Annotated in this window: 14 protein-coding genes; 12 read left to right on the forward strand and 2 right to left on the reverse strand. The window is 29.3% G+C overall.

Features of this window, described 5'->3' with window-relative positions; translation table 11 throughout:
* Positions 1-479: 479 nt before the first annotated feature.
* Both SAMSHR1132_RS03215 and SAMSHR1132_RS03220 read left to right on the forward strand, forming a co-directional pair.
* The gene (locus SAMSHR1132_RS03215; protein WP_000491755.1) at positions 480-1097 is read left to right on the forward strand and encodes a DUF47 domain-containing protein; all 618 of its coding nucleotides are present in this window, start codon (positions 480-482) and stop codon (positions 1095-1097) included.
* A gap of 15 nt (positions 1098-1112) precedes the next feature.
* Positions 1113-2120, forward strand: coding sequence for an inorganic phosphate transporter (locus SAMSHR1132_RS03220; RefSeq protein ID WP_000120372.1), 1008 nt, complete (start codon positions 1113-1115; stop codon positions 2118-2120).
* Positions 2121-2747: 627 nt separating this feature from the next.
* Here SAMSHR1132_RS03220 and SAMSHR1132_RS03225 read toward each other — a convergent pair.
* The gene (locus tag SAMSHR1132_RS03225; RefSeq protein ID WP_000731649.1) at positions 2748-3545 is read right to left on the reverse strand and encodes a LysM peptidoglycan-binding domain-containing protein; all 798 of its coding nucleotides are present in this window, start codon (positions 3543-3545) and stop codon (positions 2748-2750) included.
* Positions 3546-3901: 356 nt separating this feature from the next.
* On the opposite strand from SAMSHR1132_RS03225, the gene SAMSHR1132_RS03230 reads away from it, so the two are divergent.
* The 9 genes from SAMSHR1132_RS03230 (at position 3902) to SAMSHR1132_RS03270 (ending at position 13489) form a co-directional block, all read left to right on the forward strand.
* The gene (locus SAMSHR1132_RS03230; protein WP_000940948.1) at positions 3902-4555 is read left to right on the forward strand and encodes a Bax inhibitor-1/YccA family protein; all 654 of its coding nucleotides are present in this window, start codon (positions 3902-3904) and stop codon (positions 4553-4555) included.
* 701 nt (positions 4556-5256) lie between these two features.
* Positions 5257-7407, forward strand: a complete 2151-nt coding sequence (locus SAMSHR1132_RS03235; protein WP_000013659.1) for a helix-turn-helix transcriptional regulator — start codon at positions 5257-5259, stop codon at positions 7405-7407.
* 145 nt (positions 7408-7552) lie between these two features.
* On the forward strand, positions 7553-7912 hold the full coding sequence (sarX, locus tag SAMSHR1132_RS03240; RefSeq protein WP_001090983.1) for an HTH-type transcriptional regulator SarX: 360 nt from the start codon (positions 7553-7555) through the stop codon (positions 7910-7912).
* Between the two features lie 190 nt (positions 7913-8102).
* Positions 8103-8819 (forward strand): YebC/PmpR family DNA-binding transcriptional regulator, encoded by a 717-nt coding sequence (locus SAMSHR1132_RS03245; RefSeq protein WP_000532970.1) that lies wholly within the window; start codon positions 8103-8105, stop codon positions 8817-8819.
* Positions 8819-9298, forward strand: coding sequence for a cupin domain-containing protein (locus tag SAMSHR1132_RS03250; protein WP_000642300.1), 480 nt, complete (start codon positions 8819-8821; stop codon positions 9296-9298). Before SAMSHR1132_RS03245 ends, SAMSHR1132_RS03250 begins: the two co-directional genes overlap by 1 nt.
* 656 nt (positions 9299-9954) lie before the next feature.
* Entirely contained in the window at positions 9955-10605 is a 651-nt protein-coding gene (locus SAMSHR1132_RS03255; RefSeq protein ID WP_000865627.1) for a DUF402 domain-containing protein, read from the forward strand.
* A gap of 110 nt (positions 10606-10715) precedes the next feature.
* Complete coding sequence (locus tag SAMSHR1132_RS03260) at positions 10716-11582, forward strand: LysR family transcriptional regulator (RefSeq protein ID WP_000687417.1); 867 nt, start codon at positions 10716-10718, stop codon at positions 11580-11582.
* 201 nt (positions 11583-11783) lie between these two features.
* Positions 11784-13004: a sugar efflux transporter gene (locus tag SAMSHR1132_RS03265; protein ID WP_014373794.1), complete on the forward strand. Its 1221-nt coding sequence runs from the start codon at positions 11784-11786 to the stop codon at positions 13002-13004.
* Positions 13001-13489 carry a DUF456 domain-containing protein gene (locus SAMSHR1132_RS03270; protein ID WP_000177053.1) on the forward strand — a complete coding sequence of 163 codons (489 nt, stop codon included), beginning with the start codon at positions 13001-13003 and terminating at the stop codon, positions 13487-13489. The genes SAMSHR1132_RS03265 and SAMSHR1132_RS03270 overlap by 4 nt, the downstream gene beginning before the upstream one ends.
* A 97-nt stretch (positions 13490-13586) precedes the next feature.
* On the opposite strand, the gene SAMSHR1132_RS03275 is transcribed toward SAMSHR1132_RS03270, so the two are convergent.
* A complete protein-coding gene (locus tag SAMSHR1132_RS03275) occupies positions 13587-14276 on the reverse strand; it encodes a DUF1129 domain-containing protein (protein WP_000842856.1) in 690 nt (229 codons plus the stop codon).
* 127 nt (positions 14277-14403) lie between these two features.
* Between SAMSHR1132_RS03275 and SAMSHR1132_RS03280 the strand changes: the two genes are divergently transcribed.
* Positions 14404-14847 (forward strand): GNAT family N-acetyltransferase, encoded by a 444-nt coding sequence (locus SAMSHR1132_RS03280; protein ID WP_001202307.1) that lies wholly within the window; start codon positions 14404-14406, stop codon positions 14845-14847.
* Positions 14848-14855 lie beyond the last annotated feature (8 nt).

Consider the following 14855-nt stretch of genomic DNA (forward strand, 5'->3'; position numbering starts at 1 on the left):
TATGAGAAAATAGAGTAGTAAGCATTGAAAGCTATAAATAACACAAATAGTTCGAAAAGGTATACGATATTTATTAATATGTAAATGTTATGTAATACATATTGTATCACTGTAAAATTTGCAATGATTTTAATTTACATTTTTTAGCTATACAAAGATAAAAGAACGCTTATTAAATAAGGGTTTTTAAACAAACGCACGCGACTATTTAAATTTTGTGTAAATATTAAGTTTCGTCTTTGTTAAAAATTTGTAAATTGAATTGTGGGATTGTAAATTTTGTGCTATTTTCATATAAGGGCAAATACAGTAAATATTTACTGTGAGGTATATTTGAAATTAATATCAGTACACTAAAATTATACTGACGATTGATAATAACAAATTTGTATCATTAGTTTGTAAATTCACTTGTCTTAATTTGAAACAAATTATAACTGAATGTGATTGGTGACAATCGCTTAAATGGAGGATTTTAAATGTTTAGTAAGAAAAAAGATAAGTTTATGGTTCAATTAGAAGAGATGGTTTTCAATCTAGACCGTGCAGCTATTGAATTCGGTAAAATGGACTTCAATACTCATTTAGATTTAAAAGCATACTCAGACAACATTAAAACTTATGAGTCACATGGTGACGAATTAGTACATCAAGTTATTACTGATTTAAATCAAACATTTATCACACCAATTGAACGTGAAGATATTTTATCATTATGTGATGCAATTGATGATGTTTTAGATGCAATTGAAGAGACGGCTGCTATGTTTGAAATGTATTCGATTGAATACACAGATGAATATATGGCTGAATTTGTTGATAACATTCAAAAAGCTGTAGCAGAGATGAAACTTGCAGTTGGTTTATTAGTAGATAAAAAGTTATCACATATGCGTATCCATTCAATTAATATTAAAGAATTTGAAACAAACTGTGACGGTATTTTAAGACAGTCAATTAAACATATTTTCAATAGCGAAACAGATCCAATCACATTAATTAAAATAAAAGATATTTATGAAAGCATGGAAGAAATCGCTGATAAATGTCAAATCGTAGCAAATAATTTTGAAACTATTATTATGAAAAATAGCTAAGGGGAGTATATATTTATGTCATATATAATCATCGTCACTATAGCTGTAGTTATTTTCTCGCTGGTATTTGACTTTATCAATGGTTTCCATGATACAGCCAATGCAGTAGCTACTGCAGTATCGACTAGAGCGTTAACGCCAAAAACGGCAATTTTAATGGCAGCAGTGATGAACTTTATAGGTGCTTTAACATTTACGGGCGTTGCAGGCACTATTACTAAAGACATTGTCGATCCATTTAAATTAGAAAATGGATTAGTTGTTGTATTAGCAGCAATATTAGCAGCTATCGTTTGGAATTTAGCTACATGGTTTTATGGTATACCGAGTTCGTCATCTCATGCTTTGATAGGGTCAATTGCAGGCGCTGCGATTGCTTCTGAAGGTTCATTTTCAGTTTTACATTATCAAGGATTCACAAAAATTATTATTGTATTAATCGTTTCACCGATTATTGCATTTTGTGTTGGTTTTTTAATGTATTCTATTTTTAAAGTGATATTTAAAAATGCAAACTTAACAAGAGCGAACCGTAACTTTAGATTTTTCCAAATCTTCACAGCAGCATTACAATCATTTTCACATGGTACAAACGATGCTCAAAAATCGATGGGGATTATTACATTGGCTTTGATTGTTGCAAATGTTCAAACGGATGGTAGTGTAGAACCTCAATTATGGGTTAAGGTTGCCTGTGCAACAGCTATGGGTCTTGGTACTGCTATTGGTGGTTGGAAAATTATCAAAACTGTAGGTGGTAATATTATGAAAATTCGTCCTGCTAATGGTGCAGCGGCTGATTTATCATCTGCATTAACAATTTTCGTTGCATCATCATTACATTTCCCATTATCAACAACACACGTTGTTTCATCATCAATTTTAGGTGTTGGTGCTTCTAACAGAGCAAAAGGTGTTAAATGGAGTACTGCACAGAGAATGATTATTACATGGGTAATTACGTTGCCAATTTCCGCAATATTAGCAGCATTATTATTCTATATACTTAACTTATTTTTCTAATTAAATTACAAATAAAGCTTCAGTATCACGTATAATATGTGGTACTGAAGTTTTGTCATTTATAAAGTAGTTTTTTAAAAGAAAATATAAATTATCTTACTGCTTATTTTAGGGATTTATGGCTCAAACACAAGTTGGATTTATACGATACAATTATTTGTTAGCTAAATAGATATATTGGAGTCTAAGTTACATTATTATTGAATAAAGCATTGTAAAAAGGGTGGTATCCATAATAAAAGAACCATCCTTTTTATAATGCAAAATTGTTTGAATAGTTAGCAATTTATATGATTAATCTAAATTGTATTGAACTTCATTTAATATAAATTTGTGTATGTAGATAAAAAAGCGTAAAATACTGGTATAACAAATGAAATCATTATATAGTCTATATAAAGTCAACTTTGTTGCATTATTTTGATTTTTAATATATTATTCATTTAATTTAATCGAAAGTATATTTCACTATCTTTTACCTAACTACCATTCATACAAAAACGATAATAATAGCGAAATTGGAACGAGTAAATTTTTTTGTACTAAAATGAAAATTTTTTTCAAATTAAAAAACTAGCAATATCACTTGTTGTGAATTGCTAGTATATATCAGTGCAATTTATTTAATTAGTGGATGAATGCATAGCTAGAAACTTCTGAAGCTGGAATAGTACGATAGTTCATGTTATATGGACCATAAGTATAATTCATTTCAGAAATAAGGATACTACCATCGCCATTGATACGTTCAACATAAGCAACGTGTCCATATGGGCCTGGTGTACTTTGCATGATTGAACCAACTGATGGTGTGTTGTTAACTTGGTAGCCATCGTTAGCTGCGTTACCAGCCCAATATTTTGCATCTGACCAATATGTGCTAATTGGTTTACCTGCTTGAGCGCGACGGTCAAATACGTACCAAGTACATTGGCCTTCAGTATATAGGTTTTGATGGTTAAATGATGATGTATTGCCATTAGTGCTAGTTGCAACTGTTGGTGTAGTACCACCAGATCCACCATTAGGAATTTGTAAAGTTTGGTTAGGCATGATTAAATAACCACTTAGGTTATTAGCTGCCATTAATTGATCAACAGATACACCATATCTGCTAGCGATAATGTTTAATGATTCACCAGCTTGTACAGTATGAGATGATGCTGAACCATATTGTGAAGAAGTGTTTGATGTACTTTGTGCACCACTTCCACCTACAGAGATAACTTGACCAGGAAATACTAAGTTGTTATCTAAATGGTTGCTTTGTTTAATACTCTCTACTGAAGTGTTGTATTGTTGTGCAATACTCCATAATGATTCACCAGATTGTACTGTATGTTGTGTAGATGCTTGTGCATCATGATGCGTTAAAAATGCTGCTGCACCAGATGTTGCGGTTACTGCAAATGCTAATTTTTTCAAAGGGACTCCTCCTTAAAATTAAGATTTACTACTTTTTAAAATTTGTAAAACAATTTATATAGTAAATTAAGTTTTCGTTTTTTATTACGCTTTCCATATTATCAAAAATTAGTTGCTTTGTGTGGTTTGTTATTATCTTGTAATATTATTAACATTTTAGGATTTTAAAGCAAAAGTTGGAAAAAGCTGATTTGATGGAGAATAAGAGCAATTCAATTCGTTTTTTCATTTAGCAAAAAATATATTTTGTAACATTTAAAAGTGTAAAATAACATTCCGTATCAAAGGTTATTTCTTTTGAAGAAACAAAATTTACTGTAAAATTTGACGCATAAAATGACAAAGGAGGCATTACATTGGCACATAATACTAATCATTCGTATTATCAGCAAAATCAATCAAAGCAACAAGATCATTCCATAAGTAAGGTTTGGCTCTATTTTATGTATTACTGGATTATATTTGGTGTGGGTTGTTATTTAGGACAATTTTTACCATTAAGTTGGCGACAGCCTTTATCATTTGGTTTACTCATTATAATTTTAGCTACACTTATATTTAATCGAGCAAGACGATTCGGTTTAATCATTTCGAATCTATATGCTGTAGGTATAGGACTACTATCATATGCTACCTTTGCCACATATTTACAGAATTTAGGACCAGATATTTTCTATAAAAATATAGCATTAGCAGTTTTTGCATTTATTGCCTTTGGTATCATTGGCTATTTTGTTGTAGGAGACGCTTCGAGTATTGGTAAATATTTGTTTGTTACTTTAATCGCATTAATTATTGCAAGTATTATTGGTATATTTCTTCGCAATCCTATTTTTTATACAGTGATTACGGTCGTAAGTCTATTACTATTTTTACTATATACATTATATGATTTTAATCGTTTGAAACGAGGGGAATATTCTCCGCAAGAAATGGGCTTCAACCTATTTATTAATTTGCTAAATATTATTAAAGATATTCTTTATTTAGCAAATACATTTCGTAGATAATCGATCAATCATATTGTAAACGTTAAAAGTACTTCATTGTAATTTGTTATTACGTTAAAGCTATATTATAAATTTTAAAGAAATAATATCTTTTTTGACTGTGATTTTCTAATTAATATTCTCATTTTTATTAAGTCGATTTAACTTTTTAGTGAAATAACGATGTATTTTCTAATTATTATTTAGTCAAGAAAGTGTTAATAATATAAAGTAATCAATAATCATAGCTTTACATTCATCTAAAATCTACATTATTCAATAAGTCGTTTGAATAAGAAATGAGTTTATTTTTTGATGAAGGCACAAGTGATAATGATAGTTCATTTTAGTTAATTTCTTTAAGATGGCACTATATTAAATCATAAATATTTCAGTTTTAATTAGAAAAAAGTTACTGTAAATCGAAGTAATCGTTATGCTGTAAATAGATAATAGTAATAAATTGTAGATGTGGTCATTTAAAATTATTTTGAAAATACTAAAAAATGGTGTGTTTTCAATTAGATAGTTTAATTAAAATGACTGCATCTATTTTTGTAATATTTAAATGATTGTCATAAAAGTTTAAAAAATACCCATTATATAGAATTGTTTATTTTTGATTTAGTATTCGTATTGTGTTAAATTTACATTTAATTAAATAAGTTAAATATTATAGGGAATGATAAAATTGCTACTTAAATAAAGAAAGAGGTAAAGTTATGGCAAATTCATGCTTGCATATACTTACTAACAGTGAGTATGCGACGACACGTTGCCAAGATGGCATTGTCTTATTTTGGCCGATTGAAGGGGAAATTGAACTACAAAAATTTCGTAAAAGTAAAATAATTGAAGATGATATTTATATTATTAATCATCTGGATGTTTTTAGTGTGAAAAATAATAAGAAAACGATTATGTTGTATTTAAGTAGCGATTGGTTTGCAGAATTAGGCTTTACTTTTTTTAATTATCACTATACAGCAAAGTTGATTAAATCATCCTATAATTTAAAATGCTTATTATTAAAACTGACGTATCGATATCTTGAAAAACAACCCCTAAATGATGCGGATATAAGAAAAATACAAGAAATTATTACAATTATTGCAAAAGAAGCAAGTATGGATAAAAAAATTGCCCAAAACCAATATCGTTATGCCTATTATGGTGACTTACGAGATGAGTTAGAATATATTTACCAAAATGTTAATCAGCGTTTAACTTTAAAAAGTGTAGCTGATAAATTATTTCTTTCTAAGTCAAATTTATCTTCACAATTTCATTTGCAAATGGGCATGGGTTTCAAAAAATATATTGATACTTTAAAAATTGGTAAGTCGATAGAGATTTTACTAACAACTGATAGTACGGTTAGCAATATTAGTGAGCATCTTGGATTTAGTAGTAGTTCTACTTATTCTAAAATGTTCAAAAGCTATATGGATATAACGCCAAATGAGTATCGTAATTTATCTAAATTTGATAAATGTATAATGCTGAAACCTGAAGTACTAAAAGAGGAGAAAGTTAATGAGATAAAGGAAGTAGTGATTGATTATATTGATCATTATAAAAATCATTTAACTGATGTTATACATATTGATGAAGATAAATTTCAAACCCCAAAATCATTCCAAACGATTATTCAAATTAATACGTATACTGAAATGAAACTTGTTTTCTTAGAAGGTATTTTTAAAACGTTATTAAAAACAGATAGTCAGGTTGTTTTTTTTATCATGCCTTCCATTTTAAATAGTCAAAATACTATTTCTGAAGTAGAAAAGGTTGAAATCATTAAAACTATAATTGAAGGTAATTTAAAGGTTGCATTTAACGTTAATGAAATTGAGACAATCTATTATGTTGAAGAAGCATTTATGAAAGTATGTAGGCAATTATCATCTAGTGAATTAGAACATTCAAATAAGTATGAAGTGCATTTTATTTTTGATTTATCAGTAATGGAAATTAGAACAATTTATCGCATGATCTTAAAGCTACATAACATTATGTTAAATGTGAAGCTAGGATTAAATATTACTTGTTTATTGGAGAAACCTTCAGAGTATAAATCGTTAGTATCACAAATTAAAAGGTTGAAATTTGATTCATTAATTATTGATAATGCTAGTTTAAGTAGTCCCTATTTAATGGGTGAAAGTGATGAGTTACTATTGAAAAACATTTTACATTTTAAAAATTTAAAACAAGTTATCAATGAACTCGATCTCGAACATGAAAAATTGATTTTTTTAAACGTCGAAAATCATAAGCTACTTAATAATAAAGAACGTGATTTAAGTAATAGTGCACCATTAATATATAAGACTTTAAGTGCGCTGTATCATAATTTTGATGGATTTGGATTAAATATTTTTGATAATCATCAGTCATTTAATGCCATGCACCTATTTGATAAAAATGGATTTAAAACAACACTTGGTCTTATTTTGGAAAAGTTTATTGAATTTGTCTCAAAGCCAAAATATGAGAACAGCTATTATTCTATTATTGATATAGAAAATTATTATTGTCTTGTGGTATATGATTGGAGAGTTATTGAGAGTGAGACAGTAATAAGTGACTTTGAGGATAGTCAAGTTTATATAAATTTTAAAAATAATGTTTTAAACGATAAGTATCTAATAATAATTGAAACATTGGATGAAATTAGTGGCAATATTAACCATTTGATATCTAAGGATTTAAGGGATAAATATGAGTGGAATCCGAGTTTGCTATCTAAAATTGACAACTATCTTAAACCAGCGATTGAGATAAAAGAGCATAATTTTAGTAATGATTCATTAAATATTAACGTTACTTTCAATGCATTATACATAATTAAAATCGGTAAAAAATAGCACTCTGATATGTATTGCAAAATTTAATTTGCATTTGTTGGTAATTTTGACAATGTATTAAAAACAAATGAGAAAGACAATGATAAAAAAATTTAAGATAATAATGACAGAAGCATTGTCTTTATATATTTGGGGGTGCAACATTTTGAATACAGAGAAATTAGAAACATTGCTTGGCTTCTATAAACAATATAAAGCATTATCTGAATATATTGATAAGAAATATAAGTTGTCGCTGAATGATTTAGCAGTATTAGACTTAACGATGAAGTTTTGCAAAGAAGAAAAAGTACTCATGCAATCGTTTTTAAAAACTGCAATGGATGAGTTGGAATTAAGTAGAACAAAATTATTAGTTTCTATTAGAAGATTGATTGAAAAAGAAAGATTAAGTAAAGTTAGATCGTCTAAAGATGAGCGTAAAATTTATATTTATTTAGATGAAGAAGATATTTCTAAATTTAATGCTTTATTTGAAGATGTAGAACAATTTTTAAATATTTAATTGAAACTGAGTGTCGAAAGCATGTTAAATTGCTTATCGGCACATTTTTTATAAATTCAATTTTTAAAGAATTAATTGAAAATAAGAGAAAAACTGAATAGTAACGTTAATGGGGAAAATGTATATAATCGGTAAAAAATCATGTATAATAAATAATGTTAATTAAACAGTTCGAAAGCGAGATGACATTATGGGACGTAAATGGAATAACATTAAAGAGAAAAAGGCCCAAAAAGATAAAAATACAAGTAGAATTTATGCTAAATTTGGTAAAGAAATATATGTAGCTGCAAAATCGGGAGAACCTAATCCAGAATCAAACCAAGCTTTAAGATTAGTTCTTGAACGCGCTAAAACTTATTCAGTGCCAAATCATATTATTGAAAAGGCAATTGATAAAGCAAAAGGTGCTGGAGATGAAAACTTTGACCATTTAAGATATGAAGGTTTTGGACGAAGTGGTTCAATGTTAATTGTAGATGCACTGACAAATAATGTGAATCGTACTGCTTCAGATGTTCGTGCTGCTTTCGGTAAAAATGGTGGGAACATGGGTGTATCTGGCTCAGTAGCATATATGTTTGATCATGTTGCTACATTTGGTATTGAAGGAAAATCTGTAGATGATATCCTTGAAACTTTAATGGAACAAGACGTCGATGTAAAAGACGTTATTGATGACAACGGATTGACAATTGTTTATGCGGAGCCAGATCAATTTGCAGTTGTTCAAGATGCACTTCGTGAAGCGGGTGTAGAAGAATTTAAAGTAGCCGAATTTGAAATGCTTCCACAAACAGATATTGAGCTATCAGAAGATGACCAAGCAACATTTGAGAAATTAATAGATGCATTAGAAGATTTGGAAGACGTTCAAAACGTATTCCATAATGTGGATATCAAATAATGAAAGCAGCACAACAATGGATTGACGAGTTGGATTTAATATCGCATCCAGAAGGTGGTTTCTATAAAGAAACAATTAGAGAAGTTACGACGAATGATCAAAGAGCACCATTCAGTAGTATTTATTTCTTACTTACGGATGATAATATTTCACATTTTCATCGAATTGATGCTGAAGAAGTTTGGTATTACCATGCGGGTAGTTCACTCACAATCCATATGATTGATAAGGAAGGGCAATACAAAGCAGTAACTTTAGGGTCAGATATTGAAAATGGTGATGTGCTACAATATGTAGTTCCCAAAGGGACTATTTTTGCTTCGTCAATTGAAAGTGAAAATACGTATAGTTTAGTTGGCTGTATGTGTCATCCAGCATTTGAGTTTGAACACTTTGAATTGTTTACCCAAAGTGAACTACTTAATCAATTTCCTCATCTTAATTCGGTTATCGAAAAATATGCATTGAAGCAAATATAAATAATAAAGTGATTTAAAGTTGATTCTGTAATCTTTAAATCACTTTATTTTTTTGAATTGATTTGAATAAGAAATTGTGGAAATGTAATTTTGATAAGTTTGAGACAGAAATCAATGTTCCAGGTTTAAAAAAATGTACAAGTTAAAAAAATCAAAAATGCACATTATAAAAAAACATTTACATTAGTAACAAACTATATTCAAATTTATACAGGGGCCCCAACATAGAAGCTGGCGGAAAGTCAGCTAACAATAATGTGCAGGTTGGGGTAGGATAATGATAAAGAAATACTTTTTCTTTAGAAATTAGTATTTCTTATGCATGAGTTTCATTCATGTATTTCTATTTTTAAGTAGACATGAGCTGTGGCTAATGTGTAAGAACCACTACATAATAAATCATTAGTGGTTCTTTATTATTTCTTTTCTACTCCATCATATTGGTGATTTTATGTTATTTTTATTTATCGCAAAATTTGCATTATGAAGAAATAAGTGTACGATCTAAATAATATTGTCTATTTTAAGTAAATTGAGTCGAGTTGTAGTAAAATAATAATAAATATTTTCATTTGATAAACAATAAATATAAAACTGCATCATGACATGACATCAATCATGTAGTTTAATATAATTATGACAAGGAGTTGGTGACTGTGAAAGTAAAGTATATAGATAAACGTCACTGGCGTCGCCTAATTGATAGAGAGTATACAGAGGTAAAAGTTAATAATAATAGATTCAAGGGTATTATAGGCTTAGTCACGATGAAGAAGGTTCGTGATCCTTTAGAGGTGACGGTAGTTGGACAAAATATTATTGTCGCAGATGACAATTATAAATGGTTGCAAATACTACCTGAAAAGAAACGTTATAGCATTACTGTAATGTTTGATAACAAAGGTAATCCATTAGAATATTATTTTGATATTAATATTAAAAATATTACTCAAAAAGGTAATGCACGTACAGTTGATTTATGTTTAGATGTTTTAGCGTTACCAAGTGGTGAATATGAGTTAGTTGATGAAGATGATTTGATGTATGCACTTGAAAGTGAACAAATTACTAAAAAGCAGTTTCATGAAGCGTATATGATTGCGCATCAAATTATGGCAGAGTTAGAAAATGATTTTAAAGGTTTTCAAAAGAAAATCATGTATTGTTTTAACAAAATAAATGCAAAAGCTCAGAAAAATAATCATAAACCACAAAATAAACCAAATAATGAAAAGAGCAAAGCTCTAAATCCTAAACAGTATAAACATAATAACAACAAGCACCAACATCAAAAGAATATTAAGTAAAGTTAAATGCAGCCATACCAACAAAATTGGTGGAAATTATTCGTTTATTATGCACTTTGATTGTTAAAACCAATAAAAGGTAGTATTTGAATAATTTATGGGGGGAAATTATGAAGATTGAAGATTATCGTTTGTTAATCACATTAGATGAAACAAAAACTTTACGTAAAGCAGCTGAAATTTTGTATATATCCCAACCGGCTGTTACACAAAGGTTAAAAGCGATTGAAAATGCATTTGGTGTAGATATTTTTATTAGAACAAAAAAACAATTGATTACTACAACTGAAGGTACAATGATTATTGAACATGCGCGTGATATGTTGAAAAGGGAACGATTGTTTTTTGATAAAATGCAAGCACATATCGGTGAGGTAAATGGTACGATTTCAATTGGATGTTCTTCATTGATTGGTCAAACTTTACTGCCGGAAGTACTAAGTTTGTATAATTCGCAATTTCCTAATGTTGAGATACAAGTTCAAGTTGGATCAACAGAGCAAATTAAAGCAAATCATAGAGATTATCATGTAATGATAACGCGTGGAAATAAAGTCATGAATTTAGCAAATTCTCATTTGTTTAATGATGATCATTACTTTATTTATCCTAAAGATAAACGTGATGATGTAACTAAATTACCATTTATAGAATTCCAAGCAGATCCTATTTATATTAATCAAATTAAACAATGGTATAACGATAATCTCGAACAGGATTATCATGCAACGATTACAGTAGATCAAGTTGCAACGTGTAAACAAATGTTGATTAGCGGTGTTGGTGTAACAATTTTACCTGAAATTATGATGAAAAATATAAGTAAAGAACAATTTGAATTTGAAAAAGTTGAAATCGATAATGAACCGCTAATTCGTTCAACATATATGAGTTATGATCCAAGTATGTTGCAATTGCCACAAGTAGATTCGTTTGTTAATCTTATGTCGAATTTTGTGGAAAAGCCTAAAGGATAGTTAAAGGTTTATTTGAATCAAGTAGTTAACATTTTGATGTTGGATAAATTTCATTAATAAAAACACAGTTGGATGCTAAAGTACAACTGCATAAGAGCCCCTAATCGCTATAGCTCAAGGGGAAAAAGGAATACAGTTGGCAAAGCAACTGCATAAGAGCCCCTAATTAATAAATTAAAAGGGGCTCTAAGAATCGGGGTTATGAATATGTTTGCAGCTTTATTACAAATAAAGAATTATAAACTCTTTGTTGCGAATATGTTTTTATTAGGTATGGGAATTGCAGTGACTGTCCCTTATCTCGTACTTTTTGCGACTAAAGATTTAGGTATGACGACAAATCAATATGGCCTATTGCTAGCATCAGCAGCAATCAGTCAATTTACAGTAAATTCAATTATAGCAAGGTTCTCGGATACGCATCATTTTAATAGGAAATTTATTATTATTCTCGCATTATTAATGGGAGCGCTAGGCTTTTCGATTTACTTTTTTGTAGATACAATATGGTTATTTATTTTACTATATGCTATTTTCCAAGGATTATTTGCGCCTGCCATGCCACAACTTTACGCATCTGCTAGAGAATCAATTAATGTTTCAAGTTCTAAAGATAGGGCTCAATTTGCTAATACGGTATTACGTTCAATGTTTTCATTGGGCTTTTTATTTGGACCATTTATTGGTGCACAGCTAATTGGATTAAAGGGTTATGCTGGTTTGTTTGGTGGAACAATTAGTATTATTTTATTCACACTCATTTTACAAATATTTTTCTATAAAGATTTAAAAATAAAACAGCCAATAAGTACACAACAGCATGTTGAAAAAGCGGCACCAAATATGTTTAAGGATAAAACGCTGTTATTGCCATTTATCGCATTTATTCTGTTACATATTGGACAGTGGATGTATACGATGAATATGCCATTATTTGTTACAGATTATTTAAAGGAAAATGAACAACATGTAGGTTATTTAGCGAGTTTATGTGCAGGCTTGGAAGTACCTTTTATGATTATTTTAGGCGTTTTATCATCGAAATTACAAACCCGCACGTTATTGATATATGGTGCTATTTTCGGTGGATTATTCTATTTCAGTATTGGCGTATTTAAAAACTTTTATATGATGCTTGCTGGACAAGTATTTTTAGCTATCTTTTTAGCAGTACTTTTAGGTATTGGTATCAGTTATTTCCAAGATATCTTACCAGATTTTCCAGGCTATGCTTCCACGCTGTTTTCTAATGCAATGGTGATTGGACAATTGGGTGGTAACTTATTAGGTGGTGCAATGAGTCACTGGGTAGGTTTGGAAAATGTGTTTTTCGTATCATCAGCATCAATTTTAGTAGGTATGATACTTATATTCTTTACTAAAGACCAGAAAATTACAAAAGAGGATGTGATATCGTCGTGACATTAGTTTTATGGTTGCTTATCATCGCAGCATTCATTTTTGCATTTATTGGATTGATTAAGCCTATTATTCCATCGGTACTAGTATTATGGATTGGTTTTTTAATCTATCAATTTGGATTTCACAATCAGCATTTATCATGGATATTTTATGTGTCAATGGCTTTATTGACAGTCCTAATTTTATGTGCTGACTTTTTGGCTAATAAATATTTTGTTAGTCGTTTTGGTGGATCGAAATTTGGAGAATATGCAGCTTTAATAGGAGTAATTATTGGTTGTTTTGTATTACCACCATTTGGAATTATTATTGTTCCATTTGTATTAGTGTTCATAGTTGAATTACTTCAAGGCTATTCATTTGAAAAGGCTATTAAAGTAAGTTTCGGTTCAATTGTAGCTTTTTTAACGAGTAGTGTTGCACAAGCTATTATTATGTTTATTATGATAGTTTGGTTCTTTGTAGATGCATTATGGGTTAATTAATAAAAAGCTTATTGCAAAATATGGTTGTAGATAACTGAAATTAATGATTTTATCATTTACAGTGTCTGACATTCATATAAGGCAATAAGCTTTTTGTTTATAAAAATGTATGTGAATGTTTCTTTGAAATATTTCTTTCAATACGAAAACCGATTGGCATAATAATAAAAGATAGAATAATAAATACCCAGTTACTTACTTGAATATATGGACCAAATGCAAGTACCGATTGTGGAATAAAGAACACATAGAAAAATCCTACAATTAGCAAAATTATGGCTAGGTATGTGAATATCCATATCCAATTTGAATTATTAAAACATTGCAATTGGATTGTTTTAAAACTGAACCAAATGAATAAGAAGACAATAAAGAATCCAACTATTATAGAAAATGGAAATGAAAAGAAATACAGATTACTACCATTTTTTTCCATAAAAAAACCTAAAAAGCCTTTAAGAAAACTTACAATACCAATTAATAGTACAATGTGTTGAAATATATATTTGAATATATTTTTAAATGTTTCATTCGGCATTGCTTTTAGTTCTTTTTTTGCATGTGCTTTTGGATCATGATCAAAAAAATCTAAGGCTAATAGACCGTGTTGTTCTGCGCTTAATAATTGTTTAAGTATACGGTTGATAATTAACTCGGTATCATGTGGATTTACACGAAAATCAGAACGCATATATGTCATATAGTTCTCGAAGATTTCTCTATCTGTATTGCTTAACCTTAATGATTTAACATTGTTTTCTTTAGTTAATTGCGCAGTACTTTTCATTGTTGCTTAAGCGCTCCTTTAATAATGTTTAATTCCAATTTAAAACGGAAATGATTTTATAGTATCAGTAAAACCAATCATATCATATTACACACATAATGATAATGATTAATATTGGAGAGAGAAAATGAGAGCTTTAAATAAAAATGAGCGAGATTACATTCATCAAATAGCTAATATCCATGAAACATTATTGACTGAAACTGAATCAGGTTATCAACATACATCGCTTAGTGTTGCACTTAGATTTGAGATGATATGTTCAAGGTTGGAGTATTCTAATGATAAGATTTATATTGTTGAAAACGAAACACAACTTTGTGCATTTATTTGGGGACATTTTAATTCGGAGAAACAGATAGTCAGTATTGAATTACTTTATGTAGAGCCACAATTTAGAAACAGGGGTTTAGCTACTATACTGAAGTGTGGTATTGAGACTTGGGCAAAAAGTATAAAAGCGAAACAAATCATTAGTACAGTACATAAAGACAACGTGACAATGATATCATTGAACAAGCGGTTAGGGTATCAATTAAGTCACGTGAAAATGTATAAAGATATAGAATAGGATTAGGA

Origin of the sequence: Staphylococcus argenteus (assembly GCF_000236925.1) — a bacterium.
In the GTDB taxonomy this organism is placed as follows: domain Bacteria; phylum Bacillota; class Bacilli; order Staphylococcales; family Staphylococcaceae; genus Staphylococcus; species Staphylococcus argenteus.